The organism is Candidatus Hydrogenedentota bacterium, assembly GCA_016791475.1.
In the GTDB taxonomy this organism is placed as follows: domain Bacteria; phylum Hydrogenedentota; class Hydrogenedentia; order Hydrogenedentales; family JAEUWI01; genus JAEUWI01.
In genome coordinates this window covers 1-26,655 of record JAEUWI010000061.1, presented here as the reverse complement: position 1 = coordinate 26,655, position 26,655 = coordinate 1, and the positions used below count along the sequence as shown (strand labels likewise).

Below are 26,655 nucleotides of genomic sequence, written 5' to 3'. Positions count from 1 at the left end.
TCCGTAACCCACAAGACCCATAAGACCCATAAACCTACTCGGAACCCAACATGATCCGTTACTTGAGCATCGTTTTCATCGCCGCACTCATCGCCCCCGCCGTCGCCCAGCCCATGGTCACCCTCACGGCCCATGAACATGACCTCGACATCGCCATCGACGGCCGCTCCGTTGCCGAATATGTCTGGCTCGACCCGGACCTCCCCCGCCCATACTTCCGCCAGCTCACCACACCCGATGGCATCCAGGTCAGTCGCAATTACCCCACCGATCCCGTCGCCGACAAGGGCAACGACGACCACGCCACCTTCCACCCCGGCGCCTGGCTGGCCTTCGGTGACGCGGCCGGTGCCGACTTCTGGCGCAACAAAGCCGTCGTGCGCCACTTGACCTTCCTCGTCCCTCCAAAAACCGGCAAGGGCTCCGGCAGTTTCACCGTCATCAACGCCTATGACACCACAGGGGAAAACCCCAAGACCCTTTTCACCGAAACCTGTGCCTATACCATCACCGCGACGCAAGACGGCTATGTCATCACGGCGGAATCCGAATTCAAGCCCGAGGACGAGGCCTTTGCCTTCGGCGATCAAGAGGAGATGGGCTTCGGTGTGCGCCTGGCCACGCCCCTGAGCGTAAAGCACGGCGGCGGCTTCATCCGCAACAGCGCGGGGGGCGAACAGGAAGCGGGCACCTGGGGTAAGAACGCAAACTGGTGCGCGGGCTATGGAAAAATCGGCGAACGCTGGGCCGGTGTCAACGTCATGGCCTCGCCCGACAACTTTCGCGACGCCTGGTTCCACTCGCGGGACTACGGCCTGATCGTGGCCAATCCCTTCGGCAAGAAAGCCATGACCGGCCCGAAAGACTACGCCGTGCAGCCCGACAGCACGCCGGTGGCGCTGGAAAAGACCTTCAAGATCGGCTTCGGCGTTTGTGTTTTCAGCACCGAAGGCGAGCCCGACCTGCCCGCCATGTATACCGCCTACCTGGCAGCCCGCAAAGCGGCTCGGAACTAACCGCTTTTCGATCGGTCAGATCAGTCAAATCGGTCAGATCAGTCAAATCGGTCAGATCGGTCAGATCAGTCAGATCGGTCGGATCCGATAGATCCGACCGATCTTTTTTTCCTGTCTGCCGACAGCCCGTTTTATTCCTGCGTTGCCTTCTTCACCAGCCCCACAAACTCCGCGCAATAACCGCCCTCGTCCCGCCCGAGACCCTCCTTCGCCCACGCCAACACCTTCGCACGATCCACGCTGCCCTTATGCTCCGAATCGCGCAGCAACATTCCGAAACCCGCCACGGCCGACGCAAACTTGAAGTCGCCGGACATGGCCTCAAAGGATTCCGTGCCTTTGTTGTAGGGAAATTCCAGCAGCGCGCTCGTGTCGCCCTCCGGGGCCTTGTAGCGCAACTTCAAATTGAAGAGCTCGTCCGCCACAATCCCCGAAGGCGGGACAATCACAACCGTATCCTGCTGATAGCGCAGCTCTTCCACGGCCTTCACCCCGGCGGGCACAATCTCATAGAGCGCCGTGACCGTGTGCCCCGCCCCGATCTCGCCCGCGTCTTTCTTGTCGTCCTTGAAGTCCTCCGCCGCCAGCACGCGATTCTCGTAACCCACGAGACGATAAGACGAAACCTTCGCGGGGTTGAACTCCACCTGAATCTTCACGTCTTTCGCGATGGTCTGAAGGGTGCCCGAAAGCTGCTCCACCAGCACCTTACGGCCCTCTTTCTGGCTGTCGATATAGGCGTAGGCGCCGTTGCCCTTGTCCGCGAGCATCTCCAGCGTGCTGTCCTTCAGATTGCCCGTGCCGAAGCCGAGCACGGTGAGAGAAACGTCCTCGTTGCGCTTCTGCTCTATCAGCCCGAGCAATTCCTCCCGCGAGGTGACGCCCACGTTGAAGTCACCGTCGGTCGCCAGAATCACCCGGTTGATTCCCCCCGTGATGAAGTTCTCCTGCGCCGTGCGGTAAGCCAATTGAATCCCCGCGCCGCCGTTGGTCGAACCGCCACCGCGCAGTTCGTTCAACGCTTTCATAATCGAGGCCTTTCGGTCCCCGCGCGTCGAGGGCAGCGCCAGGCCTGTAGCGCCGGCATAGACCACCATCGCGATCCGATCCCGTGCTTCCAGTTGCTCCGCCAACATCGTGAGCGACTGCTGCACCAGCGGCAGCTTGTCGGGCGTATCCATGGAGCCGGAAACGTCGATGAGAAAGACCAGATTCGCCGCGGGCCTCGCCGCCGCGCCCACCTCCCGGCCCTTGATGCCGATGCGCGCCAGATAATGCTCCGGCTTCCACGGACAGGTCGCCACTTCCGTAAGCGTTGCAAAAGGCGCATCCCCCACCGGCGCGGGGTAGTCGTAATCGAAGTAATTCAGCATCTCCTCAATGCGCACCGCATCGCGCGGCGGACGTTGTCCATCGTTGATGAAGCGGCGAATATTCGCATAGGACGCTGTATCCACATCGATGGAGAAGGTGGACAGTGGTGCCTGCGCCACCGTGTGAAACCCACTCTCCGCCACGCTGGCATAGGACTCCGCCGACCTTTCGGGTGGCGCGTCCCCTTCAAACAAGAGCCTTTCGAGTTCCACGTTGGGCAACCCGTCCGCCGCCGTGCTCGCCGCTGGTTGGGGTGCACTCACAGGCGCGGGCGCGCTCGCGTCCATCGCCTGGTCCACCGGCTTGTCCTTCCTCGTGGTCGCACAGCCCTGAGCAAGCACGGAAGCCAGGAGCAACATCGCCCCCAACGAATAGGCATAGGGATAGTGTTTAGACATGGAATTTCCCTCGGTGAAATGCTGAACTACCCTGCACAAACGCCACACTGCGAACCTGTTCGCTGAGAATTGAATGCCGCGCCGCCTACGAAAGGTTCCCGCGAATCGGCGTCGTGGTGCTCTTAGACACGACTAGAATATTTCGTAACACTTTAGCCGAGTGAAGCCAAGGCTAGGATATCCGCCAAAAATGGGACTCAGGCATTCCTGCCTGAGCATGCCAATCCTGCGGATTTCGCAGACAAGAATGTCCGCGTCCCATTGGACGGCGACTCTCTTGTTATAGAAATCTTGGATGGAGCGCGGCAGCACGGCTACTTTATTTCGCCAAAAATTTGCACTATATCGACCACGGAAGGCCACGGAATTTCACGAAAACAGACACGCCCGATTCTCTGCGCATTAGGCCCTTCGCAGGCGACGACGACAACTGGATATTCGCGTTCATTCGCGTTCATTCGCGGTTCAAATCCCCTCCATCTCCGTCCCAATTAGTTTGCGACAATCTGCGTAAATTTGAGGTTCAGCTTTTGGTTTCGGCCTCGGCTGCCTAAACAGTCGCCGGGTGCGAATATTTCACCCCCCACGCGGGTACTCCAGGCACAGGGAGCGCGGACTACGCTTTTGTCCGGGGGCATGCTACACTGGCAAGCATACTCAGAAACAGGCCACAACCCGGCCAAAGCAGGAGGAATGAATCGCATGTTTGGAGCAATCGGACGCTGGTTCCGCTCGGTGGGCTTTTTTCTTTCGGGCAACCTGGACGCCTCGCGGCGCGGCCTGGACACCAACCCCCACGCCGTGGCGGCGCGCTATGACGATGTCGTGCGGGACAAGACCACCCGCTTCCACCAGTACAAACAGGCGGTGGCGGGCCTGATCGCCCAGCAGGAGGGCAAGATCCAAACGGCGAAGACCCTCACGGAGGAGATCCGGCGACTGGAGCAACTGAAGGCGGGCGCGCTGGCTAAGGCGAAAAAGAAGGTGGAGGAACTTAAAAGCAGTGGTGCCGGGGAGGACCTCATCCGCAACGACGCCGAATACATGAAGTGCCTCGCGGCCTACAACGACTTCAATTCCACGCTCACCGAAAAAAACGCCCACGTCGAGGAATTGGAAAAAGACATCAGCGATTACGGCGAACGCATCAAAGAGCACAAACTGCAAATGCAGGGGCTGATGCGCGAGATCGAGAAGATCAAAGCGGAGTCCAAGGACGCCGTGGCCGACGTCATCTCCGCGAAGGAGGAAAAGGAGATTTCCGACGCCCTCGCGGGCCTTTCCAAAGATGGCAGCGAAGCGGACCTCCAGGAATTGCGCAAGCTTCGCAATGAAGTGAAGGCGGAAGCGCGAATCTCCAAGGAACTCTCGGGCACGAACACCAAAGTGCTCGAAGAGGAATTCCTCGCCTACGCACGCCAGTCGGAAAATAGCAACGAGTTCGACGCCCTCATCGGCCTCGCGGGCGATGCCGAGAAAAACGTCACCACCGACGAAATTAAGCAAGCGGATCGCCTGCCCGGTTTGCCGGAATAGCCCGGCCCCAATGGACGCACCCGCCCATGAATTTCTGCGACAAGCTGGCCGGATACTCAACTCCGGCCAGTCTCGCTCCATTTCGCTGACGGGCAACATCCACGATCTCTTCCACACGCCCGAAGATGGCTACGTCCCACTGATCGATTTCCTGATCCGGCATTGGCGCATCCCCAGGCACATCCTCCTCGTCTACGAATTGAACGGACCCATTCGCTTTGTCAATAGCGACGATCTGGCCGTCGTGCGCGAGGCCTGGCTGAAGTGGCGCACGGGTCTCGGCAGCGACGACCTCGCCATCAAACGCATGCTCGCCCCGGCAAGTACCGACGCACAGTCCGCCCTCCTCCAGCGCGATTTCGATCAGCAATTGCAGCAGGCCGTAGGCCAGCCCACTGTGGCGCTCGAATTCCTCCGCCAGTTGTGCCTATGTTCGCGCGGCGCGCCCGGCGGCAAGGCCCCGCTGGAGGCGAACCTGATCATCCTCATCGAAGCGGCGGATCTCATCCTGCCCGAGGGCGAAGCCGCCCACCTATCGGATCGGGATCGCCACCGCATGAGCGTGTGCCACGACTGGTTCTCCGATCCCGGCTTCATCAACGGCGGCGACTCGGTCGTGCTCATCGCCGAATCGCGCAGTCAGATCAACCAGCGCGTCGCGCGGCTACCCCACCTGCTCGATGTGGCCGTGCCCGCGCCGGACGAAGCCTGTCGCCTCCATTTCATCAATTGGTATCGTTCGACGCTCGCGCACGGTATGACGCTGCAACTCTGGGGCTCCGACGCCGAACTTGCGCGTGCCACCGCCGGCCTCTCCATCCACGCCCTGCTCCAGTTGCTCAAGGGCGCGGTACACCAGCGCACAACCCTCACCCAGGCCGAAGTGATCGACAAAGTCGCGGCCTACATCGAAAGTCAGCTCGGCGAGGACATGGTGGAATTCAAAAAGCCCGGCCACTCCCTCGACGATGTGGTGGGCTTTACCCGCCTTAAGACCTTCCTACGCGAGGAGCTCATGCCCCGTTTCAACGCCACCGGGGAAGACGCCCTCTCCGGCGCGGCCGTCGGCGGCGCCATCGGCAGCGGCAAGACCTTCATCTTCGAGGCCGTCGCCGCGGAGATGGATATGCCCGTCTTGGTGCTGAAAAACATCCGCAGCCAGTGGTACGGCCAGACCGACGTGCTCTTCGAGCGGCTCCGCCGCGTGCTGGAGGCCCTCTCAAAGGTGCTCATCTTCGTCGATGAAGCCGACACCCAGTTCGGCGGCGTGGGCCCCGAGGAACAAGCCACGGAGCGTCGGCTCACGGGTAAAATCCAGGCCATGATGTCCGACACCAAACTGCGCGGCCGCGTCACCTGGCTCCTCATGACCGCGCGCATTCACCTCCTCTCCCCCGACATCCGCCGCCCCGGACGCGCGGGCGATCTCATCATCCCCGTGCTCGATCCCGAAGGCGAAGACCGCGCCGCATTCATCCGCTGGATGGTCAAGCCCGTACTCGGCGAGGCTATCGACGACGCCACCATGGCCGCCCTCGAAGCCGCCACGAAGGGTTTCGCCGCCGCCAACTTCTCCGCCATGCGCGCCGAACTCAAGGCCAAACACCGCCTCACCGGCCCCCTCGACCTCGAACGCACCCTCGCCGCCATCCGCGACCACCTCCCCCCGCCCATAGAAGACACCCGCCGCTATCAGACCCTCCAGGCGCTGGTGAACTGCACACGCAGAAGTCTGCTGCCGGACCCCGAGGTGACGGATGAAGAGCGCGCGAAGTGGACAACCGAGATCGCGACGCTCGAAGCACGCGGGATTCGCTAACCAATCCATTACCCCGGCCTACCTGACAGGAACAGGCAGCACACAAGTCACGGGATAGTATTTGATGTACCCCATCCTCGAGGTTTATAGCTACGACCAGACCGAGCAACTCGGAACAAAAACAAAACACTGGTTTGTTGACGAAAATGACGTAGATTTTCTTTTCAAGGCGGGCCGGAAAGGTACGGGGGAAAACTGGGCCGAGAAGGCAAGCAGTGAACTGGCAAAGCGCATTGGCATTCCATGCGCGCACTACGACCTGGCTCGCTGGAAGGACTTGGACGGGGTCGTTACCCCCGGCTTCATACCTGAGCAGGGACACCTGGAGTTGGGAAATGAGGTTTTGGCGCACGTTGTTACAGGCTACGATCCTGGAGAAGAATACGAGGCTCGCGAGTACAGACTGTCAACAGTTTGCGACATCCTGAAAAATTCTCACAATATCCGCCCGCCGATCGGTGCCGACCAGATCGTAGCGACGCTCAGCCCGCTTTCCGTATTCATTGGATATCTCGTTTTTGATTGCTGGATTGGCAATCCAGACCGCCACCATGAGAATTGGGGCTTTGTCGTGACTCGAGATGCCAAACATCTCTCGCCCACCTTTGATCATGCCTCGGGTCTTGGAGCCCGATTACTGGATGAGCAACGCCGCCGTCGCCTGGTCACCAAAGATCGCGGGTTTAGTGTAGAATCATGGGTAATAAAGGCAAGAACCCCCTTTCGTGACGCGTCGGGTGTGAAATTGTACACGCTGGATGTCGTTCGGGAACTGCGCCAGCGCTATCCGGAAAGCGTAGACTTCTGGCTGGATCAGCTGGCGACGTTCGAACTGGAAGACATCGAGATGATGTTCAGCGAATTTCCAGAGAGTCACATAAGCCCAGTGGCAATCGCATTTGCCCTGCGCATATTGAAAGAGAATAGAAAAAGAATGGAGGCCCTGCGATGAAGCATCACACCGAGGAGTTCGATGAACTGGTGGTCGTGTTTCAAGAGCCGATCTCCCGCAGGTGGTTTCCGGTCGGTCTTCTGTCCTTCGAACAAGGGCTGTATCATTTTCGGTACACACGTGGAGCCGTGGACGCCAAGGAGGCGGGCACATTTATTCCGTTCGGCGTAATGACGGATCTCGAAGCCACTTACAGGTCGGAAAAGCTCTTCCCGCTATTCCAAAACCGCGTAATGCCGCGCTCACGCCCCGAATACAAGTCCTACACACGCTGGTTGCTCGGCGAAACCGATGCGCCCGAACAGCTATCTCCAATGCAAGAACTCGGCCGCTCTGGCGGCGCGCGTGCGACGGACAATATCCAACTCTATCCAATTCCAAAAAACGTGGATGGCAACTATCGAATGTCATTCTTCGCACACGGTGTCCGCCATCTTCCCGAATCCGCGCAAAAAGCTATTGATGCGCAACGATTGCGAACAAGATTGCAGTTAAAGCCAGATCCGAACAATGATCACGATTCCGATGCATTGACCCTGTGGACTGAACATCCTTCAATGCTTGTCGGCTACTGCCCGAGATTCCTTTGTCTCGATTTCTTCACAATTTTACACCAAGACCCGCAAGCGGAAGTCGTGTTGGCCCAAGTGAACGCCGACGCCCCGCTACAGTTCCGATACCGTTGCGAACTGACAGCCCGCTGGCCGGAAAACTTCAAGCCCTTCGACACGGCAGCATTCCAATTTGTATCCGGTGAAGTGGTGAGTACGTAGCGCCCAGATGCGACAGACGCGTCATCTTCGATCGGCGTCCCGGGACCTAGCGGTGTTTTCGCTTAATCCTTTTCCATTGACAAGGCCACGCGGACAGCGTCGGCGTCATCCGAGCAATCCCACGCCCACTCGTCAATCGGCAACACCGCCCCCTTCACAAACACACCCTCCCGCTCACCCAGCGCGATAAACTCCGCCTCGCTCCAATCCCCACGCCGCAATAGCGCATACAACCCATCGCGATACGCATCGCGCACCTGCACCGATTCCTCCAACTCCCCTTCACCCACCACCGTACCCTTCCGCACATACCACACATCTCGCGCCCCGGCTTCCTCGCCCATCACCACCTCGATCTCCTGCATGGCCGCGCCCAGGCGCACCGCGAAGCGCTTCGTTTCGCGCATGAGCCGCGCCAGCGCGTCGCGGTTCACAGGATCCCTCCCTTCCGCCGTGGCCGTCGAAACGAGCGCCTCAAGCAAGGCGTCCAGACTGCGCGTGGGCAGCTCAAAGGCCCGCCAGGCGCGACGCAGCGCGCGGCGTTCCTCGTCCCCAATGCTGAAATTTGAACCGGCCACGCCCACGAGAAATACGCCGGCTTCGATGCGTTCTTCCTCATTCAGGATCGCCCGCAGACGCCGCGTGAGCGCCGACAGCTTCGGCGGATGCTTCAACAGACGTTTCCGCAGCACGCCAAGCCGATGCTTGTCGAAATCGTTGAAATGGTACAGCGAATTCACAATCTCCGAAACATGCAACACCTCGATGTGATCCACTTCGCCATCGATCTCGGCCATCGCCGCACCGAGCGACAAGAGCAATGCCCCCGCAAGATAGTAGCGCTCGCTGTCCGGTGTCGGCTCCTCCGCCTGCCGGATAAGCACCACCCGTTCATCGCGACGATAGGGTCCGAGCAGCAGGCGGGGCTCGGGAATCAAGCCATAGCCCGCGCCACTCGCCCCCGCGACAATCGCGAGGCTCTCTGCAATAGATAGCTCCTTCGATTTTCCCAGGGCCACACCGGCAACGGGCGCCACCTTGGTGATCGGGACGAGCATACGTCCATCCGCATTAGCATACTCGGCGACGAGAGACTCCCACGGATTTGGTGGCGCATCCGGGTTGTCGCACGATTTCCACACGTCAACAAGCGGCGCAAACTGCTCCGCCGCGCCCATCACATCGGGCGCGGTAACGGACCACAGCTTCGCAAAATGCTCCCAACTCTGGAGCGATGGATTGATGGGACGATACTTCCACGTGCGCTTTGCGTCGGCGGACTGAATCGTCATGCCCTCGCCAAAGCGCGCGGTGTACGCCGCCTCAAAGCGCGCGCGAAAGACTTCGGGCTCGTCGCGATAGGCACTACCCTGCGGGCAGCGAATATCCTGTCGCGCCACCTCGAAAGCCAGCGCGGCGGGCAGCGGCTTCTTGCGTTCATAGAGCCAGGTCAACGCCACGGCCAGAGAGTCATGATGAAGCGGAACGCCGCGCGGCGCAAAGAGCCGTTTGAACCACGCGGGCTTCAGCTTCTCGATGCCCTTCGTGGCGAACAGAAAAGCCGCCAGGCGCGAAGCGCTGCTGAAGAAGGACGAATGGCCCTCGTAGTGCTTCAGTAGGTGCATGAGCGCGCGCAACACCCGCTCGGGATCCCCTTTGTCGATCAAGGCATGGCGCTCGAGCCCGTAAAAGTACAGGAACGCATAGTGGATATCGCGCAGCGGCGCTGAAGCACCGGAAGCAAGCCACTGGATATAATTCGCGCGCTGCGTTGGCGTCAATGCCGCATAGCCGGACCAATGGCCAACAGCGGGCGCGCTCTCAACGTCCGGAACGCCGATCTCAAGGGTCGTGTCGATGCACGAAGCCTCCGGCTCGGCCGGGCAACCGTCGGCGGTATACAGCATGGGATTGGGGATCGAGAATGCCCCAATCTCCACCGCCGCATCGCTCCCGCACCACGTCAACACGGCTTCACCGCGCGGCGTCTCGCCTTCCACCAGCGCCCACGGAATCGTCCAGCGCTCGTCGGCGCCCTGGTCTGCAAGCGGCAGGGATTCCGACACGTCCTCGCGCGCGCCGTCAATGAGCCCGTCTTCCGGCGGGCCGCTATGCGGTACAGAGTCGGTCATGGCAATTGCTCAATCGCCGCCGAGGACATCGATCACCACCTTTCCCCGGGCGTGACCCGCTTCCAGATAGCGGATCGCATCGGGTACCTGTGCGAGGGAATATCTACGATCAATGACGGGCGTCAGCAAACCCGCTTCGATAAGTCCGGCGATGAAAGCAACGTCCGCGCCGTTCGGACGCACGAGAAAGTTTACAAACTTGCGGCTCCCCGCGAGCGACAACACGGGGCCGATCAGGATGGATTGAAGAAACTGAGACGTGGCACCGCCGCTCGAAACATACCTGCCTTTGGGGGCCAGCGCCTTTCGGAAATCGAATATGGAGCGTGCCCCGTTCGCCCCGATAATGAGGTCAAACCGCGCGTCTCCGTCCGCGAAGTCCTCCTTCGTATAGTCGATGACGCGGTCGGCGCCGAGCGACAGGGCCCGCTCCACGTTCGCCGTACTGCACACGGCCGTCACCTCCGCCCCGAAATGCTTCGCCAGCGGCACCGCAAACGTCCCCACGCCGCCGGAAGCGCCGTAGATCAGTACGTTCTGTCCCGCTTCGATTTTTCCCGCGTCGCGCAGCGCCTGAAGGGCCACGACCGAAGCCACCGGCACCGCCGCGGCTTCCAGGAAAGTCAGCTTACTCGGCATTTTAGCAAGGGGCTCCTCCGGCACGCACACATACTCCGCGAAACCGCCGAATCCGTAGCGGGATATGTCCCCGAAGACGGCGTCCCCCACGTTGAAACGTGAGACGCCCGCGCCGACCGCCTCCACGACGCCCGCGATGTCGGCCCCGAGCACGGTCACCTTGGGCTTGAACACACCGTATACCAGCCGCACCAGAAATGGAGACGCCCGCAAGACGTGCCAATCCCCGGCATTGACGGAGGTCGCGTGGATCCTTACCAGGACCTCGCCATCACCCGGCACGGGCTTATCAAGGTCCGCCAGCCGGAGCACATCCGGCGATCCGTATTCCGTGCACACTATCGCCTTCATGAATCACCTCAAAACTCAAGAAGCGACACGCAAAAACAAATGCGCCACTCCAGACAAGCAACTCCACATCCGCAACCATTGTCCACTGAGTCCACTGAGTCCACTGAGTCCACTGAGTCCACTGAGTCCACTGAGTCCACTGAGTCCACTTAGCCCACTTAGCCCACTGAGCCCACTTAGCCCACTTAGCCCACTGAGCCCACTGTCAACTATCAACTATCAACTATCAACTATCAACTATCAACTATCAACTATCAACTATCAACTATCCTGCAACTCGTCCAGTAAAGCCTGATAGCGCTCCAAGTTCTGGTCCATCAGCACCTTCAATTTCTTCATCTCCTCCGTCTGCTCCCGCGTCTCTTTAAAAATCGGCGCGAGCCAGCCCTGCATCAGCTTGAACTGCTCGCTCATCACCCCCACCAGCGCGGCGGGCACTTTGGTGACCACGTTTACCGTCGTCGGCGCGGGCGGCACGGCTGCGTCCGCCGCAACCGATTCGCGGCTCGCGGCCATGCTCGCCACACCCGACTTCATCGCGGCGGCGATATTTTCCAGCCCATCGTTGATGCTTTCAAGCTGCACCAGCACCTGGCCCACCGCCTGATCCTCGCCGAGTCCCTTCATCTTCAGGTTCTTCGTGAAGGTCTTCTTGATATCCGCCCAGCGCTGCGCCTCCGTTTCCGTCAGGAGCCCGTTAAGCTCCTTGAACTTCAGCATATTCGCTTCGGCGCCGTTCGTCAGCGTCTGCGAATCGCCCTCGTAGTTGCTGTTGATCAAGGTGCGCAACTCCGAATCGTTCATGATATCCACAACGCGCTCGGCGATGCGGTTCATATTGCGATAAGAACCCTGGAGCTTGAAGGCCGGCTCCGTGCGGTAGTCCTCATGGATACCCGCGGAACGGATGTACTCCTTGTTCACCTCCAGCACGATATCCCTTACATACAGCAACTTCTTCATCACCGCCACCATGCTGTTCACCTCGTCCATAGTGTAGCTGCCCTTCAATTCCACGCCGTCCTGGGAGCCGCTCTGGGCCATGCGGATCACACCGTAGATGTCCTCCTGACTCTTCATGGCCAGCGTGTTCAGCACCGGATTCGATGTAAGGCAGTTCTCCAGATAGCTCGTCTTAAAATCTTCCTCGCTATCCCCGATGATCTCGCCGAGGTTGTAGGTATCGGATCGATTCGCGAGCATGTCCGGAATCTGAAATTTCTCACCGCTTTCCGTATAGGGGTTGCCCGCCATCACCACGGCCACCTTCTTGCCCCGCAGGTCGTAGGTGCGGGTAACGCCCTTGTGTACACCCTCGATCTTGCGCTGGGCGTCGCACAGGGAGATAAACTTCTGCAAGAACTCGGGATTGCAGTGCTGGATATCGTCCACATACAGCATCACGTTGTCGCCCATCTCCAGGGCGAGGTTCAGTTTGACGAGTTCCTCGCGCGCGGCCGCATTGGAAGCTTCCGACGGGTCGATGGAGGTGACGTGGTGCCCGAGCGCCGGACCGTTGATCTTCATGAAGATCAGGCCGAGGCGATTGGCGATGTATTCCATCAAGGTCGTCTTGCCATAGCCCGGCGGCGAGATGAGCAGCAGCATGCCCATGCGATCCGTGCGCTTCTGGTCCCCCGCCGCCCCGATCTGCTTGGCCAGATTGTCGCCAATGAGCGGCAGGTAGACATTGTCGATGAGCTTATTGCGCACAAAGGATGTAAGCACCTTCGGCTTGAATTCATCCAGCCGCAGGCTCCGGGCTTCGTCCTCCACCAGCTTCTTCTTCAGCGCCGTGTAGGCCTCGTAACGCGGCACGGTCTCGCGGGTGTACGTCGAGAGCTTCGCCGTGAACGCGTTGAAGTTCAATACGTACTCGCCATTCGCAAGCACGGGATGGCCACCCACAAATCCACTGAGCTTCGCCACGGGTGATGCATGTACCACCCGTGCGATATCATGATCCTGCATCAACAGCAGAGACGCGACTTCATCGATATAGTCCAGCTCCAGCGCCTCGCCGCGTGATCGCACGAAAGCGGCCGCCCAATCGCGGCAGAGCAGGAAGGCGCTGTTCGGATTCTTCCGCGCGCTCTCCAGCGAGTCCTTAAACTTGCTCTCGAAGTTCGACTTCTTCAGGTGCAGCCCAAAATCGCGATGAATCGCATCCGCCGCCGTGCTGATCGCCGCGCCGCGCCCCGACACGAGAATTTCGAATAGATAGCGGGCCGACTCGTCCACCAGATGCCCCTCGAAGATCTCTGTCGTATCGGTATACGACCGAATCAAGCGCGCCAGCTCCTGCGTGTAATGGCGCTGCGCCTCGGGATCGCCGAAGACTTCCCGGATCGCGCCAAAGCCGCGCAGCGTTGCAGTGATGCGCTCCTTCGCGGCCTCGTCGCCGTACTGATACCAGAAGACCGAGGCCAGGGCTCGGGCGCGCGGGTGAAAAGCCAGCAGGCCGATGGTCGCCTCCATCTCCAGCAGCGATCGAAGCAACAAAGACGCATCGTGATCGTGCACGCCCTTCACATAGCCCTCGGAATAGCGCGAACCCATGAATTTCTGGATAAATGCCAGAAGCTCCTCCTGGGACATTGACCGGAGGTCCTCCAGCGAAGGGCCCTCGGGTTCCCGGACGTGTTGCAGTAAAATATAGGCAAGATACTCGGCGCGATAAACCTGGGCGTTCTCCGACACCACCTCCTGCGACCACAAATCGCGCGTCGCGAGGAAGGACTCGTCTCTGATCGGGTCGAAGTAATTCGTGCCCGCGAGGTGAAAGTACATGGCACCATCGCGCATCACGGTGGTAAGCGCAAGCTCGAAAGTGTTCACGGAGAACTTATGCGCGCCAAAACGAATAACATTCTCGCCTTCCGCAAAGAGCTCGTTGCGATCCTTGAGCTGGCGCACCGCGCCTTCGCTGATGGTCTTCAGGCGGCTCTGGACATCGTCCACCTTCACCGTATCGCCGAGAGAGCCAAGCTCCTGTATGATGCCCCGCACCTTCTCGATCATCAGATCGGATGCGAAATACGAATGGATCTCCTCCACGGTCTTGAAGGTCTCGATACGGCTCTTGATACCCTTCAGGATCCGCTCCGCCGCCTGCATGAGCGCCGTGGCCCGCTTGTTCTGCTTCTCCTGAAGCTGGATCTTCACCGACTCGAAGGCGTTGTAGGCCTCTTCGCGTTTCTCGGTAAGCTGCTCCACGAACTCATCGAACTCCGCAAAGCGGCCTTCCAGCTCTTCAATCTGCACCATCACCTTCGTCAACAACTCGTCGCACTTGGGCACGGTGTCGCACAGGTCAATATAATTCGCCACCGCCTGGTTCAGCAGCTTGATCTGCGAATTGAACTCCGCGATGCCCTCGCCTTTGCCCAACTCTTTGGTCTTGTTCTTGAGTTGTGACCGCGCCTGATTCAGCTTGGCGAAGATTCCAGAAATGGAATCAATGATCGCTGTGCGCTGCGTCGCATCTTCGATTTTGAGATTGCTCACCACGTCGATAAGCATCTCCAGATCGGCCGCCTGCTTGTCCACCAACTCCGCCAGCGCCTTGGCCTCGGCCACTTTTGCAAGCCCGTCGATCTTGGAAGCGTGCTCTTCAACGCCCTTCTCATAGGGCAAGAGGGACTCCGCCTTAAGCAGAAATTCCACGCAGGCCTGTCCCAGGCGATCCGCCTCGGCCGACAGGGTCTGCTGGAGCGCCTCCACCGCGGGCAACTCCATGTACTTCAGATCTTTGAGCGCGATGACCCGGCCCCGGGCCGTTCGGACGCCCGTCAGGCTGGCGACGAAGTCATGGATAGTGTCGAAGCGCTTGCTCTTGCTCGCGTCCTGCGCCGCAAGGGCTTCCGCAGTCGCCGCGTTGAGCTGCTCCCGGGCGTGGCGGCGGGCGTTGGACACCTTTTCGAACTCGCTGATGGCCGCCTGGGCCGCATCGCGAATCGCGGTAAGATCTTCCTTAAGATTGAAGGCCTCTTCCTTGCCCAGCCAGTGAAACACGTCGAACATCGTCCCGATTTTCCGGGTGATGTCGCCGTAGAGGTTCGCGTAGCTGTCCTCCTTCGCGATAAGGTTCAGGATCTCGTTGCAATCGGCCATGCCCCGCACGATTTCCTTGTTTCCGATCTTGTACAGCATGGAATCCGACTTCGCGGAGAGGGGCAAGTCGGCATCGCGGTAAGGCGTCTGCCAGATTTGGAGCGCATGGTTGCGCTGGGGCTCGGGCGATGCCTTGAAGTAAAGCAGTTCACCATTCCTGAAAAAAGAATAGCCATTACACGGAATGGGCGTGTCCACCGTCTGCGTGATCACATTGTACGACAGGAGCACATAGTCGCCCAGGTCGCGGTTATAGAACTCGTACAGGTAGTCCTCACCATTCGACGAAGCCACGCGCTTCTCGAAAAGCATCTCCTTGAAATTGCCGCCGAAAGACTTCTGCTCGCCGGTCTGGAGCACGTAGCCATTGGCGTAGATCAGGCCGTGCTCTTCCGGCAACAGCACGCAGGATTCCTGAATCGCGTCGAGGCGATAAACCTTCTGGTTCTTCTCGCAATACACGAAATAGCGCCAGTTGGGCTCCTGATAGGGTTTGACCTTGAGCAGGATCAGGTTGCCAACGATCGCATAAAAGAACTCCGCATCGTCCAGCGTCTGGTCCTTGTTCTCCACATCCTCTTTATAGATACCGAGGCCGCTATCGGTGTTGTTCTCGATCTTGATGGTCAGGTCACCGCCCACCGTCTCCACAAAGAGCCGATCCTCGATCGACACGTGAGGGTGCCGCCCGTGATAGTGCATGTCGCGGTGCGTGCGTATCCACTCGAAATCGTGTTGCGGCGGAAACTTGAACTCGTGCTCGCTGCGGTTATCCAGGTAGGTAATCGCGTCGCCATTGATCGCCCACTTGAAGACCTTCACATCGGTGACGCCCTTGCCCACGCGAAAGACCATGAACAAATGGGGCCCGATGATGGAGAACTTCGCAAAAACCGTGCTCTTGTAGTACTTGAAGAGCTCCTGAAAGTCCCGCTCGAAATTCGCATTGCGAATCAGGTCCAGGGACTCTCGGATGAGCGTGTGGTTCTCCAGGCGATAAACCGAAAACACGTCCTCGAGCGCGATCTGCGACTTCAGTCCAATGTGGACGTTGTAGCCGAAGATGAATCGGTCGCCCACGGGAATCATGTCGCGGGCAATGCAACTGTTGTCCGTGGTGATGTGCTCCGTCGCCAGCAGCTTCGTCTCTATGGCGCCGAACACTTTTTTGCGTCCCGCGTTGAGCTGCTCCAAGCGCGTTTGCAGCGCCTTGCCGCCTTTGACGAGGCGGTTGCGTATGATCTCATACGCGCCCGCTTCCAGGCCGACGGTGGCCCCGCTTTCGGGGGCCTCCGCCGCCTTCGATTCTTGTTCAGCCATGTGCGATTCTCCTCGCTGGATGTATCACGCGATCAACTGATTCGATCAGAGGATCTGGCTGAGTTTCTTGTCGCTGAAGCCCAACTGTTTCGCAAGCCCGGAGAGCGTAAGCAACTCCGTGGCCTCGGGGCCTTTCCCGGCGGCATCCTTCATCTTGTTCAGCAGCGCCGCAATGGACAGGTTCTTCAAATCCTCGCTGCTCACGCCGAGCAGGTCGGTGAAGTGCGCCATCCGCGCCTTGAAGTACTCGGGATCGCCATTAAAGAAGGTGTTCTTCACATCCGTCAGGGCTTTGCTGTTGTCCACCAGCCGGTCCACGGCCTTGCCCGTGGTGATCGCGCTGGTGATCTTGTCGAAGAACTCCGTCTCGCCGCCGACAATGTCGATGCGCGCGGTCTGAAGCGCCTGGCCAATAACGGCCGCCTGCTGCTTCGCGATTTCCTGCTGCGCGGCGATGGCGGCGAGGTCGATCGCCTTCTCCTTCTCCAGGTTGAGCTTGAACTCTTCGTGCTCGCGGCCCGCCTCGTTGAACAGCTTCATCGCCTCGGCTTTGTCCGTTATACCCTTCGCGTCCGCCTCGAACTTAAGCTGCATGACGGCGGCCTGGGCCGAACCTTCCTTCTGCACCGCGACCGCGCGGGCTTCCAGACCCTTCGCTTCCGCCACGGCCTTGCTCTCGATCACCGAAGCCTCGGCCAGGCCCGCTGCCGCCAGCTCGGCGGTCACGCCCTCGGCCAGCACCTTCTTGCCCACGGCCTCGCGCTCGGCGGCGTCCCGCGTGGCTTCGGCGGAGATAACCAGTTGCTCCGCGCTGAAGCGCGCGGCGTCGCGCTTGGCCTCGGCGGACTTGATTTCCTTTACCAGCGCCTGCTGCGCGTCTTGCTCGGCCGCGGTGATAGCGACTTTCTTCGCCCGTTCCGCCGTGGCAAATTCGCGGGTATCCTTGATCTTTTCTTCTTCTTCCACCACCGCGCGCTCGACAATCACCCGCTCGCGGATCACGTCTTGAATCGCCTTCTTCTCCACTTCGATGGCCTTGTCGCGTTCGATGGTGGCCAGCGCGACCACGCGCTCCCGCTCGGTCACTTCGAGCAGGCGGTCCTTCTCCACGCGCTCTTTCTCCACCTGATCGGTGCGTTCCTTGTTGCGCATGGCCACGATCACCTGGCGATCTTTATTCTCGTTGGCAATGGCCGTCTCTTCTTCCGTGGTAATCCGGGCACGGGCCGCCTTCAGGCGTTCTTCTTCCTGAATCTTCGCGGTCTCCGCCTGCTCACGCGCCTGCACGGACTGAATCTCGCGCAACTGCTTCGCCTCGGCCTCGGCCTGTTGCTTCTCCAGCTCCAGAATCGCTTCGCGCGCTTCCACGTCCTGCTTCTTGATCGTCTTCTCGCGCTCGCGCGTGATGCTGTTCGCAAGAATCTGCTGCTGCGCCGTCAAATCCGTGATCTTCTTTATGCCCTCCGAATCCAGGATGTTGTTCGGATCAAGCTGGTTCAGGGGGGTCTGTTCCAGATAGTCGATGGCGGCGTCATCGAGAATATAGCCGTTCAGGTCGCGACCGATGATCTTGAGGATCTCTTCCTTGAACTCCTCGCGGGAGGTGTACAACGCGACAAAGTCAAACTTCTTGCCCACGCTCTTGAGTGCTTCGGAAAACTTTGCTTCAAAAAGCTCCTCCAGTTTCTCCGTTTCCGAGGCGCGGGCCGCCCCAATCGACTGAGCCACGCGCAGCACGTCTTCCGCGTTGTTGTTCACGCGCACGAAAAAGGCCACCTTGATGTCGGCACGGACATTGTCCTGGCAGACGAGCCCCTGCGCACCGTGCCTGAAAATTTCGATGCGGCGCACGGAAATGTCCATGACCTCCGCCTTGCGGATCATCGGGATGAGTATCGCTTTGGAAAAGTGCACGGTCGGCTTGCTGCCACCCACGATAATGAGGGCCGTGCCCTGGTCCACCTTTCTCCAGCAGTTCACAATCATGTAGAGCAGCGCAAAGCCCAGCACAACGGCAAACAAGAGACCTACAACCATTACAAACTCGATCATGGTATTCCCTCCGGGTGTCATTTCACCCTGCGTTTTAAGTAACTCTCGATTCTATCTCTAAAACCTATGCGACACCGCAGCCTGTCGGTCCCGTCCTGTTCTCACCCTGCTTGTCCGCCTTCAAATGGCGCGACAACGTAAATTCCATTCTCACCCTCTCCCACCACCACCGCTTCGTCGCCCTTTTTCAGCACCACGCCCTCCCGAGTCTGCACGTTCAGCACGATGGGTGAGCCCTGCTGGGACAACTCCGCCTGGCCGTGCCTGTGCGTCGCTTCCAGTGAGGAGATCGTGCACACCTGGCCCAGCACCAGAATCTCGTCGCTCGACTCGTCGAAGGCCGACTTCAAAATCGGAACAAAGGGCCGAATGATAAGACGTGTCGCCACCACGCCACCCGCAAAGAAAGGCAGGCTCAATCCCATCGAAACAGCGAAACTCGTGTTGCCCGTGTAGTAATTGAAGAGCACCGCCGTGGCCCACATCACAAAGCTGAGCACGGAAAGAATAATCGTCATGGGCACATCCGCCGCATAGACAAAACTCAGAACGCCACTGAATATTCCGCCGCCACCATCGCCCACGCCATCGCCCACGCCATCGCCCACGCCATCCCCGGCGCCATCGAGCGCGCCGTCCGCGCCCGATCCAATATCGCCGAGGTCGGCGCCCACGATGCCAAGAAGGTAAGAGAGCCAATAGAGCAGCGACAGCCCGAAAAAGAGCGTGTACGGCAGATTTACCAGCCGGAAGGACTCTTGAAACAGTTCGATCATTCCCTGCACTCCCTGCCGAGGCGATTGGCCCAGATAACCGTGGCCGCCCGTAACGCTCCGGCGCTCGATTCCTGCACTTCCATTGCAACCCATTCCGCGCGGTCCCAATGCTCCGCACGAAGGGTCATAGTGGCATGTTCCCCGCCGGTGGGTCAACAGCTTGCCCTCACCATGTCGGAACTCTTTAGAAATGTCCCCATCCTTAACTCAATGAAAATGTCCCCTCCGCGTTTTGCTTTGCCATGATACTCTAATTGTGCCGTCGGGAGGATAGGGCAACGCTGGAGAGCGTCCCGAGCGCCCGTTCGGTCAGGTAACGGTGGAAGGGGGCGCATTGGCGCCCCCTCCTTGTTGCATGGTTTTCCCCCCACCGGAACCTGCCCAATGCGTTAAACTCCGGGGGTGTGGGGGCTGGCCCCCACGGGGACGTCGGCGACTCATTTGTCCGCCTGTAGTGCGATCATTCGTTTGCGCCACGGGTGCTTATGTGAGGGTTTTGATTTTGTTTTGGGCACCTGTGTCTTGGTGGCCTTTGCTTCGGGTTTTGGGACGGGCTCTTCAAGCCTTTTGAAGACCAGACGCTGTTGGCCGCGCAGCAGGTGAATGCTGCCGTCCCTCCAGACGCGCACAGTGATCTTGCTCTTGGGCTTGGGCAGGGGGCTATTGAGCCTGGCTACCTGGTAGATCTTCCGTTGGTAGCTGATCGTCCAGTCGTTGGCCAGAACCCGCGTTTCTTCAAGGCAGAAGATATCCCGCAGGTCCGTGCCCTTGGGCAGCGGGCGGTGATAATCGTGCGGCGAGGCAGCGGGCCTGGCGAACTTCTGGTTGAGTTGTTCGTCGAATTCCTCTTTGAGCATGTGGTCGGTTTCTTCAACCGTGGTGATGCCGCGCAACCGTAGTTCATGGCAAAGGCGGTCCTGATATACGCCGTGCTTGCGCTCCACCCGCCCTTTGGCCTGGGGGCTGTAGGCGCGGATGATTTCAATACCGAGTTTACTACACGAAAGCCCGAAGGCGGTCACCGGCTCTTCATGCGCAAGCTGCTCCTCGAGCGTCGGGGGCCGGTCGGTGACGTAGACGCTCTTGCGGTCCGTGTAGAGCGCCCGGGGGACGCCGTAGCGCTCGATCCAGCGTTGCAGCAGGGCCATGGCGGCTTCGGTCGTCTCCTCTTCGGCCATCAAGGTCATGCAACGTCCCGTGGCATCGTCCACCAGGCTCATCAGGCAACTGTGCGGCCGGTCCTCGCCGTGCCATGCATGGTGGCTGCCGTCGAGCTGAACCAGTTCGCCGAAGTGCTCCCGGCGCGGCCGCCGCTCGCGGTGCTGTGCGCGCCTGCGGCGACGTTGCCACTTGCCCTCCTTGAGCAGCCAGCGCCGCAGTGTCTCGTGGTCTACCTTCAGACCCTCTTCGGCCAGTTTCTCCGCCGCAAGCGTCGGCCCCAAGCCCTCGAAAGCATCCCCATAGCGCTGGACTACCTGCTCCCGAAAGGCTGGCGTACAGGCCCGGCTCGAAGGGCAGCCACGGCTGCGATGGAGCAACCCCGAATCGCCCTCCTCCCGGTAACGTCCAAAAATCCGTTTCATCTGACGCGTACTCACGCCCAGCATCGCCGCGGCCGCCGCCTGGGATAACTCACCCTTCGCCACCCGCTCCACAACCGACTTCCGAAGACGCTCTTTCCTGCTCATCAACAAATGTCCTCCGTCCAAGGGACCTCCTTTCCGAGATCCACAGTATGGGGACATTTTCAAAGAGTTAGCAGGGGGACATTTTCAAAGAGTTTCGACAGTTTGACGCTGTAAAGCGGCAGGAAGTTGACACTTGTGCGCGCCCTCTCATAGAATGCCGGTGCACTTCAGGAGGGAATACTTGCGCAGCGTTAACGTCAAATTCTTGCGTCCCGGTCAAATCTTGGCCGATGCCGTCACCAATTCCAGTGGCGCCGTGTTGTGTCCGATGGGGTACAAATTGACGGAACAGGCAATCCAGCGGCTGAAGAATGCCAGTGTTGTTTCCGTCTGGATCGAGGGGAGCAGCACACCGGGAATTGACGTCGAAGCGCGGCAGGCCTCTCTGGACAAGCGTTTTGCGGGTATCAGCGACCCGAATCTACTCGGGATCAAAGCGTTACTGCAGCAGCGACTGGAGCGCTTGAAGGAAGAATACAGCGCCTGAATCCGTATGGCGTCGCCGCCACGCTGGCAGTGATTTCCTTTCGAGACCTGTGATGTTACCCCGTTCCATTTCCGGGCAGGGGCTTGAATTGAACCAGCAAAGTAGCGACCGGACCTTTCCGGTTTGCATTTGGGATCCGCGGCGAATGGCCCTGTCAGCCGAATTGCTAAAAAAGAAAGTGGAAGATCTTTCCAGCCTGCCAACCCTTCCGGCCTTTGTTTCCGTGATAACGAGCATGGTTGACGATGACTCCACCGGTGCGCAGGAAATCGGGGATATCATCCAGCGCGATCAAGTGCTGAGCGCGCGGCTGCTGAAGCTGGTGAACTCTCCGGTCTATGGCTTTCCCCGCCGGATTTCGTCGGTGACCCACGCGCTGGTTCTACTCGGATTCAACGTGGTCAAAGGGCTCGTGCTCACGACCGCGGTGTTCAGCGACCTGGCCAAGGAGACCAGCGGTCTCTGGAAGCACAGTCTCGGGACCGCCTTGCTCAGCAGGCATATTGGCAAAGAACTCGGTGTGATAGACCCGGAAGAATGCATGGTGGCGGGGCTGCTGCACGATCTCGGTAAGGTCATCCTTGCCCACCTCGCGCTGCAAGACTACCTGGCCGTGATGGCTGAAGCGCACCGGCGGGGTTGTCATGTTTCCGTGGTCGAGCAGGAAGTGTTTGGGGTCGATCACAGCCGAATCGCACTCTGGCTCGCTCTGCGCTGGCACCTGCCCGAGCGGCTTACGGATGCGCTTACCTATCATCATTATCCTTCCCGTGCCAAGGGAAGCGTCCAGATGGCGGCCATTGTCCATCTGGCGGATATCCTTGCACGGGCGCAGGAATACGGCGAAGCGGGCGACGGTACCCTGCCGGAACTGGATCGCGACGCTTTCGAGTTGCTCGGCTTGAGCCTGGAGCAGATTGACCGGATCATGATCGCCGCGGATGAGCAGTATCAGCAGGGCGCGGATGTTTTTGCCGCGACTGGTCGGAAAGGATGAGCGTGGCGGAGCCTGGGCTCATACTCGTCGTCGACTCCGAGGCGAACCCGAACCGCGATGCTGTTGCCATACTTGAAGGGGCGGGCTATTCGGCCAACACGGCCGCCGGTCCCGGTCTGATACAGGCGATGATTCAAGATACGCCCCCACACTGCATTATCGTTCCATTTGAGATAGCGGGGGCCGCTCCGGGTACGACGCTGGCCGAGGAACTCAAAAACGACACGATCTACGGCCACCTCCCCATGCTCATGACTTTGAGTCGGGAAGCCCTGCCCACGGTCGACTGGGGTCGGCTCAAGGTGGACGAGTTCCTGCTGGCCCCTTATACCCCCGAAGAACTGCTCGCCCGCGTGCAGATCTGCCTGGCTCGGGCGCAGCGGGACCTGAACGCCAATCCTTTGACCGGACTGCCGGGGAACATCGCCATTATCCGGGAAGCGGAGGCCCGCCTCGGGCGGGGCGACGCCTTTGCCGTGGCCTACCTCGACCTGGACCACTTCAAGCCCTTTAACGACAAGTATGGCTTTATCCGGGGCGATGAGGTGTTGCGCATGACCGCCCGGGTCGTGGTGAATGCGGCGCGCGCCACAAAGAGCGATCTGAGTTTCGTGGGGCATGTCGGCGGGGACGATTTCGTGTTGATCGCGCCGTCCGAACTCATCGAAGGGGCCTGCGAGGAAATCCTCCGCAATTTTGACCTTCTTATACCGAACTTCTATGACGAGGAAGATCGGATCCGGGGCGCGATACATTCCATCGACCGTCAGGGAAACACGAGTACGTTTTCCATGATGACCTGTTCGATTGCCGTCATCGACACGGCGGCCCACGCGGTGAAGCACGTGGCGGACATCAGCGCGCGGGCGGCGCAGGTGAAGAAGTACGCGAAGTCGATTCGGGGATCCACCACGTGTTTCGACCGCCGTACCTGAGGTGTCCTCAGCGGTACGCGGCGGCGACTTCCTGTTCGAGGACGGCGTAGGTCTTCCGGAAATTCGCGTTGAGCGCTTCCTCCCCCTTCATGCCTTCCTTCAGATTACGCAACATGGGCACCAGACGCCGCTGACCGTATTTGGTCCAAAGCAGGTTGACGGTGGCGTGGGCCTGGGCGTAGGCCAGGGCAAGTGCGTCGGGACTCAGTTTGTGCAACTGGCTCCCTTCCAACTGGCTGAGCGGCGAGGTTAGACCCTGGGCATAGGCCGCCTGGAGCATCTGGGTCCTGACGGGATCGATACTGCGAGACAGGGTTTCGGCCAGGCCCTCATTGAGCCACCAAGGCACATTGGCGCCGACAAGCTGGCGGAGCGCCACGTGCACGTATTCATGGTTCAGGCGCCGGGAGAGATCCTCCTCGTCCAGCGGCCTTCCCTGTTCGTCCGTGACGGGGACGCGGATCTTTCCGTCGAACAGCGCGCCTACATGGCTGTCGAGTTGGGTGGCTTCGGCAAACTGTTCGGAGCTGTAGAGAACGACCTTGACCGTTTCCGGCGGATAGACCCCACCCAGCTTGCGGCCGACGTCGGCGTAGGCCCGCTCCAGTATGGATAGAATCTTAAAGCGGGTGCTCTGGGGCAGATCGCCCGGATAGCTCAACTGGAAATGGCGGGTTCCGGAACTGTTGAAGTTCTGCTCTACGACCTCTTCCCGGAAGAGTTTGTCGTACTTCTCGCGGAGGCCGGGCCAGTCCGGGCGCATCTCCAGGACGTAGTCCCATTGCGCACGGGCCGAGGGCAAGTCGTTGTCCTGATAGTAGGCCTCGCCGAGCATGAAATGGGCTTCAACGAGGCCGGGCTTGAGTTCAATCGCCTCTTCAAGCCGAAAAATGGCGTCCGATACCTGATTGAGCTTGAGGTAGTAGGAACCAATCTGCACCAGTGGCGAGGGGTTCTCGGGGTGAATACCGATGGCAAGCACGAGATGGCGCACGGCCTCCTGGTTCTTGCCATCCTTTTCGAGGATGCTTGCGACTTCCTGGTGGGCATTGCATAGATTATGCTTGATGACATCGTTGTCGGAGGCGAGCTCGTAGGCCTCTTCGAAATACGCAACGGCTTCCGTAAAGCGTTTTTCATTGTAGGCGGCAATGCCCAGGTCGTTAAGCTGTGCGGCGGATCGAGCGTAGGCGGGAAGTGCGGCGAGCACAATGAAAGCCGCCACCAAAATCCAGCCTGAATACGCCCTGTGCCCCATCGGCCATCAGCCTCCGGGGATGATGGCTATGGCCTCAATCTCGACCTGAATATCCATCGGAAGGCGCGCGACCTCCACCGTGGTGCGCGCGGGGAAGTTCTCCGTGAAGTAGGTGGCGTAGACGGAATTGAAGACCTTGAAGTTATTCATATCCTTAAGGAAGCAAGTCGTCTTGACCACATGCTCCAGACCCGAACCGGCATCGGTCAGCACCGCCTTCAGATTCTCCAGGGTCCGAACGGTTTCCTCCTCAATGGTCCCCGGTTGCGCACCGCTGCCGTCTTTGGCGAAGGGGCCCTGCCCGGAGACAAAAAGGAGATTGCCCGCGCGGACGGCGTGGGAATAGGGGCCAGCCGCGGGGCTGGCATTCGGGGCAAAGATGCATGCCTTACTCATGGGACATCCTTATGAATACTTACGACCGACCATACCTGCTTTCATAGAAGGTATCATGCCGGAGCCGGGAGGTGCAACACCCGGACATCCGAAGCACCCCGATTCCCCGGTTTCAGATTCAAACGGCAACACCCTCACGTGTGCCGGAGGCTGGGAGCTTCGAGGCCGATGCTCCGTAGGTCGGGGCGCCACTATTCAGGATGGCAACGACCAGTGGAGATAGATGGAGAGGGTCGTTTCCTCGTCCTCTGGCCGCACACCCGGAGTTGCCCGGGGGGAGCGCAGGTAACCGGGATATGCCAGGGTGGCATGCAACGGCGCGGTCTCAAGTTGGAATGCCTCGCCCAGGCACCGTGCCGTCGGGCGGGCGGGATTCAAGACGGGAATCGCCAGGAGGCTCGCCGTGGTTTGATTCGATTGTGGGAGCGCAATCACCAGTGATGCGCCGTAGCCGGTGTAATCCGCGGCGACGCACCGAAGTGCGGCGCCCAAAGGAATTGACTGAAGGAGCCGGGGAGCTTCCGCTTGGTCTCGGCGGACCGGAAACGCATCTCGTGAGCAGAAGAGTTCACGCGCGGGCGGATTCTCCTGGAGCTTGAGGCGCACTCGTGTTGTCGATTCGGCTCCGGTGGGGAGCGCCGCCTGGAGCCTGGCTCCGGCGGGCAGGCGGATGCCCTCATCGGCGTTCCACTGCAGGCGTTGACCGGAGGTGAGTGCGCCGGCAACAAGGCGTCGCGTGCCGGGTGTCTCGAGATCCTCATAGAAAAGCGTTACACCACCAGCGGGCCCTTCCACTTCCAGCGCGTTGATCCAGGACTCCCGTGGGATGGTCGGCGCGAGCGTCCATTCCCTGGTGTCCGGAGCTTCACCCGGCTCACCCGTCCCGGTGGGCTGAAATTCATGGGTAAACGGTCCGCCGGGCTCCCCACGCCCATCGGTGGCGATTACAGGCGAATGGGAGTCTTCCGGGAACGTAATGGCGCACCCTTCGGCGGGTACATGGGACTCGGGTGCCGCCCGCCCCGCGAGTAGCGCGTCCAGGGCTTCTTTGAGGTCCTGACGTGTCGCCGTTGGTCGAACGCCGCCCAGACGATACTGGTCATCGATTCGGCCCTTGTATACAGCCATGAAGTCCCGGTTAAGAACGACCACCTCGGGGGTGCGCGTGACCCCGAGCGCCCTCACCGACGCGAACGTGACGTCTTTCAGCACGGGAAAGGCGATCTCGAAACTTCGGGCGAACTCCCCAACCTCGTCCAACGAGTCGGCCGGGCTCGCGTTGATTCCGACGAAGCGGACCCCGCGCGCGCCGTAGTCTGTTTCCAGTTGGGTAATCCGGGGCATGTAGCGCCGCGCAACGGGGCAGGTGTTGGAGAAGTAGACGAGCACCCAGGCCGTGGTCTCCCGGTCCGTTTCCAGCCGGACTTCCCGATCATAGAGGTCCCGGAATTGCAAACTTGATGCCGTATCCTCGGTCCCCGCTTGGAGTACGGAGATCAGGGCAATAGTCAAAACCAGGACGTGCTTCATGGCTTATCCTCGATGTGGCGTTGGGGCGGAAACCTCCTGAGCTATCCCCAGTTTGGTGCAGCCTGTGCGGTGGCCAGTATTTTGAGTGCATCCACGGCGTCCGATATTTTCTG

General features: G+C 59.9%; 19 protein-coding genes. 8 read left to right on the top strand and 11 right to left on the bottom strand.

Going from position 1 to position 26,655, the window contains the following annotated elements; all coding sequences use genetic code 11:
* Positions 1-50 precede the first annotated feature (50 nt).
* Positions 51-1,016: a PmoA family protein gene (locus JNK74_23820; GenBank protein ID MBL7649218.1), complete on the top strand. Its 966-nt coding sequence runs from the start codon at positions 51-53 to the stop codon at positions 1,014-1,016.
* A gap of 131 nt (positions 1,017-1,147) precedes the next feature.
* Here JNK74_23820 and JNK74_23815 read toward each other — a convergent pair whose 3' ends face one another.
* On the bottom strand, positions 1,148-2,749 hold the full coding sequence (locus JNK74_23815) for a von Willebrand factor type A domain-containing protein (protein ID MBL7649217.1): 1,602 nt from the start codon (positions 2,747-2,749) through the stop codon (positions 1,148-1,150).
* Positions 2,750-3,490: 741 nt separating this feature from the next.
* Here JNK74_23815 and JNK74_23810 point away from each other — a divergent pair.
* From JNK74_23810 to JNK74_23795, 4 genes are all read left to right on the top strand, one after another.
* A complete protein-coding gene (locus JNK74_23810; GenBank protein MBL7649216.1) occupies positions 3,491-4,324 on the top strand; it encodes a hypothetical protein in 834 nt (277 codons plus the stop codon).
* Positions 4,325-4,334: 10 nt separating this feature from the next.
* A complete protein-coding gene (locus tag JNK74_23805; protein ID MBL7649215.1) occupies positions 4,335-6,143 on the top strand; it encodes an ATP-binding protein in 1,809 nt (602 codons plus the stop codon).
* A gap of 64 nt (positions 6,144-6,207) precedes the next feature.
* On the top strand, positions 6,208-7,095 hold the full coding sequence (locus tag JNK74_23800) for a HipA domain-containing protein (protein ID MBL7649214.1): 888 nt from the start codon (positions 6,208-6,210) through the stop codon (positions 7,093-7,095).
* A complete protein-coding gene (locus tag JNK74_23795) occupies positions 7,092-7,868 on the top strand; it encodes an HIRAN domain-containing protein (GenBank protein MBL7649213.1) in 777 nt (258 codons plus the stop codon). Before JNK74_23800 ends, JNK74_23795 begins: the two co-directional genes overlap by 4 nt.
* Positions 7,869-7,930: 62 nt before the next feature.
* Here the strand turns inward: JNK74_23795 and JNK74_23790 are convergent, their stop codons facing one another.
* The 7 genes from JNK74_23790 to JNK74_23760 form a co-directional block, all read right to left on the bottom strand.
* Positions 7,931-10,000 (bottom strand): TerB N-terminal domain-containing protein, encoded by a 2,070-nt coding sequence (locus JNK74_23790; protein MBL7649212.1) that lies wholly within the window; start codon positions 9,998-10,000, stop codon positions 7,931-7,933.
* Between the two features lie 9 nt (positions 10,001-10,009).
* Positions 10,010-10,990 (bottom strand): NAD(P)-dependent alcohol dehydrogenase, encoded by a 981-nt coding sequence (locus JNK74_23785; GenBank protein MBL7649211.1) that lies wholly within the window; start codon positions 10,988-10,990, stop codon positions 10,010-10,012.
* Positions 10,991-11,005: 15 nt separating this feature from the next.
* The gene (locus JNK74_23780; protein MBL7649210.1) at positions 11,006-11,206 is read right to left on the bottom strand and encodes a hypothetical protein; all 201 of its coding nucleotides are present in this window, start codon (positions 11,204-11,206) and stop codon (positions 11,006-11,008) included.
* 45 nt (positions 11,207-11,251) lie between these two features.
* Complete coding sequence (locus JNK74_23775; protein ID MBL7649209.1) at positions 11,252-16,423, bottom strand: DNA repair ATPase; 5,172 nt, start codon at positions 16,421-16,423, stop codon at positions 11,252-11,254.
* A gap of 45 nt (positions 16,424-16,468) precedes the next feature.
* Positions 16,469-18,496: a flotillin family protein gene (locus JNK74_23770; protein ID MBL7649208.1), complete on the bottom strand. Its 2,028-nt coding sequence runs from the start codon at positions 18,494-18,496 to the stop codon at positions 16,469-16,471.
* A gap of 80 nt (positions 18,497-18,576) precedes the next feature.
* Positions 18,577-19,251: a hypothetical protein gene (locus tag JNK74_23765; GenBank protein ID MBL7649207.1), complete on the bottom strand. Its 675-nt coding sequence runs from the start codon at positions 19,249-19,251 to the stop codon at positions 18,577-18,579.
* A gap of 437 nt (positions 19,252-19,688) precedes the next feature.
* The gene (locus JNK74_23760) at positions 19,689-20,939 is read right to left on the bottom strand and encodes an ISNCY family transposase (protein ID MBL7649206.1); all 1,251 of its coding nucleotides are present in this window, start codon (positions 20,937-20,939) and stop codon (positions 19,689-19,691) included.
* A gap of 181 nt (positions 20,940-21,120) precedes the next feature.
* Here JNK74_23760 and JNK74_23755 point away from each other — a divergent pair, with 181 nt between their 5' ends.
* From JNK74_23755 to JNK74_23745, 3 genes are all read left to right on the top strand, one after another.
* On the top strand, positions 21,121-21,426 hold the full coding sequence (locus JNK74_23755) for a hypothetical protein (protein ID MBL7649205.1): 306 nt from the start codon (positions 21,121-21,123) through the stop codon (positions 21,424-21,426).
* 145 nt (positions 21,427-21,571) lie between these two features.
* Positions 21,572-22,423 carry an HDOD domain-containing protein gene (locus tag JNK74_23750; GenBank protein ID MBL7649204.1) on the top strand — a complete coding sequence of 284 codons (852 nt, stop codon included), beginning with the start codon at positions 21,572-21,574 and terminating at the stop codon, positions 22,421-22,423.
* Positions 22,424-22,425: 2 nt separating this feature from the next.
* Positions 22,426-23,358: a diguanylate cyclase gene (locus tag JNK74_23745; GenBank protein ID MBL7649203.1), complete on the top strand. Its 933-nt coding sequence runs from the start codon at positions 22,426-22,428 to the stop codon at positions 23,356-23,358.
* A gap of 7 nt (positions 23,359-23,365) precedes the next feature.
* Here JNK74_23745 and JNK74_23740 read toward each other — a convergent pair whose 3' ends face one another.
* From JNK74_23740 to JNK74_23730, 3 genes are all read right to left on the bottom strand, one after another.
* Positions 23,366-24,583, bottom strand: a complete 1,218-nt coding sequence (locus tag JNK74_23740; GenBank protein MBL7649202.1) for a tetratricopeptide repeat protein — start codon at positions 24,581-24,583, stop codon at positions 23,366-23,368.
* 39 nt (positions 24,584-24,622) lie between these two features.
* On the bottom strand, positions 24,623-25,012 hold the full coding sequence (locus JNK74_23735) for a reactive intermediate/imine deaminase (GenBank protein ID MBL7649201.1): 390 nt from the start codon (positions 25,010-25,012) through the stop codon (positions 24,623-24,625).
* Positions 25,013-25,207: 195 nt separating this feature from the next.
* Positions 25,208-26,542, bottom strand: a complete 1,335-nt coding sequence (locus JNK74_23730; protein ID MBL7649200.1) for a redoxin domain-containing protein — start codon at positions 26,540-26,542, stop codon at positions 25,208-25,210.
* Positions 26,543-26,655 lie beyond the last annotated feature (113 nt).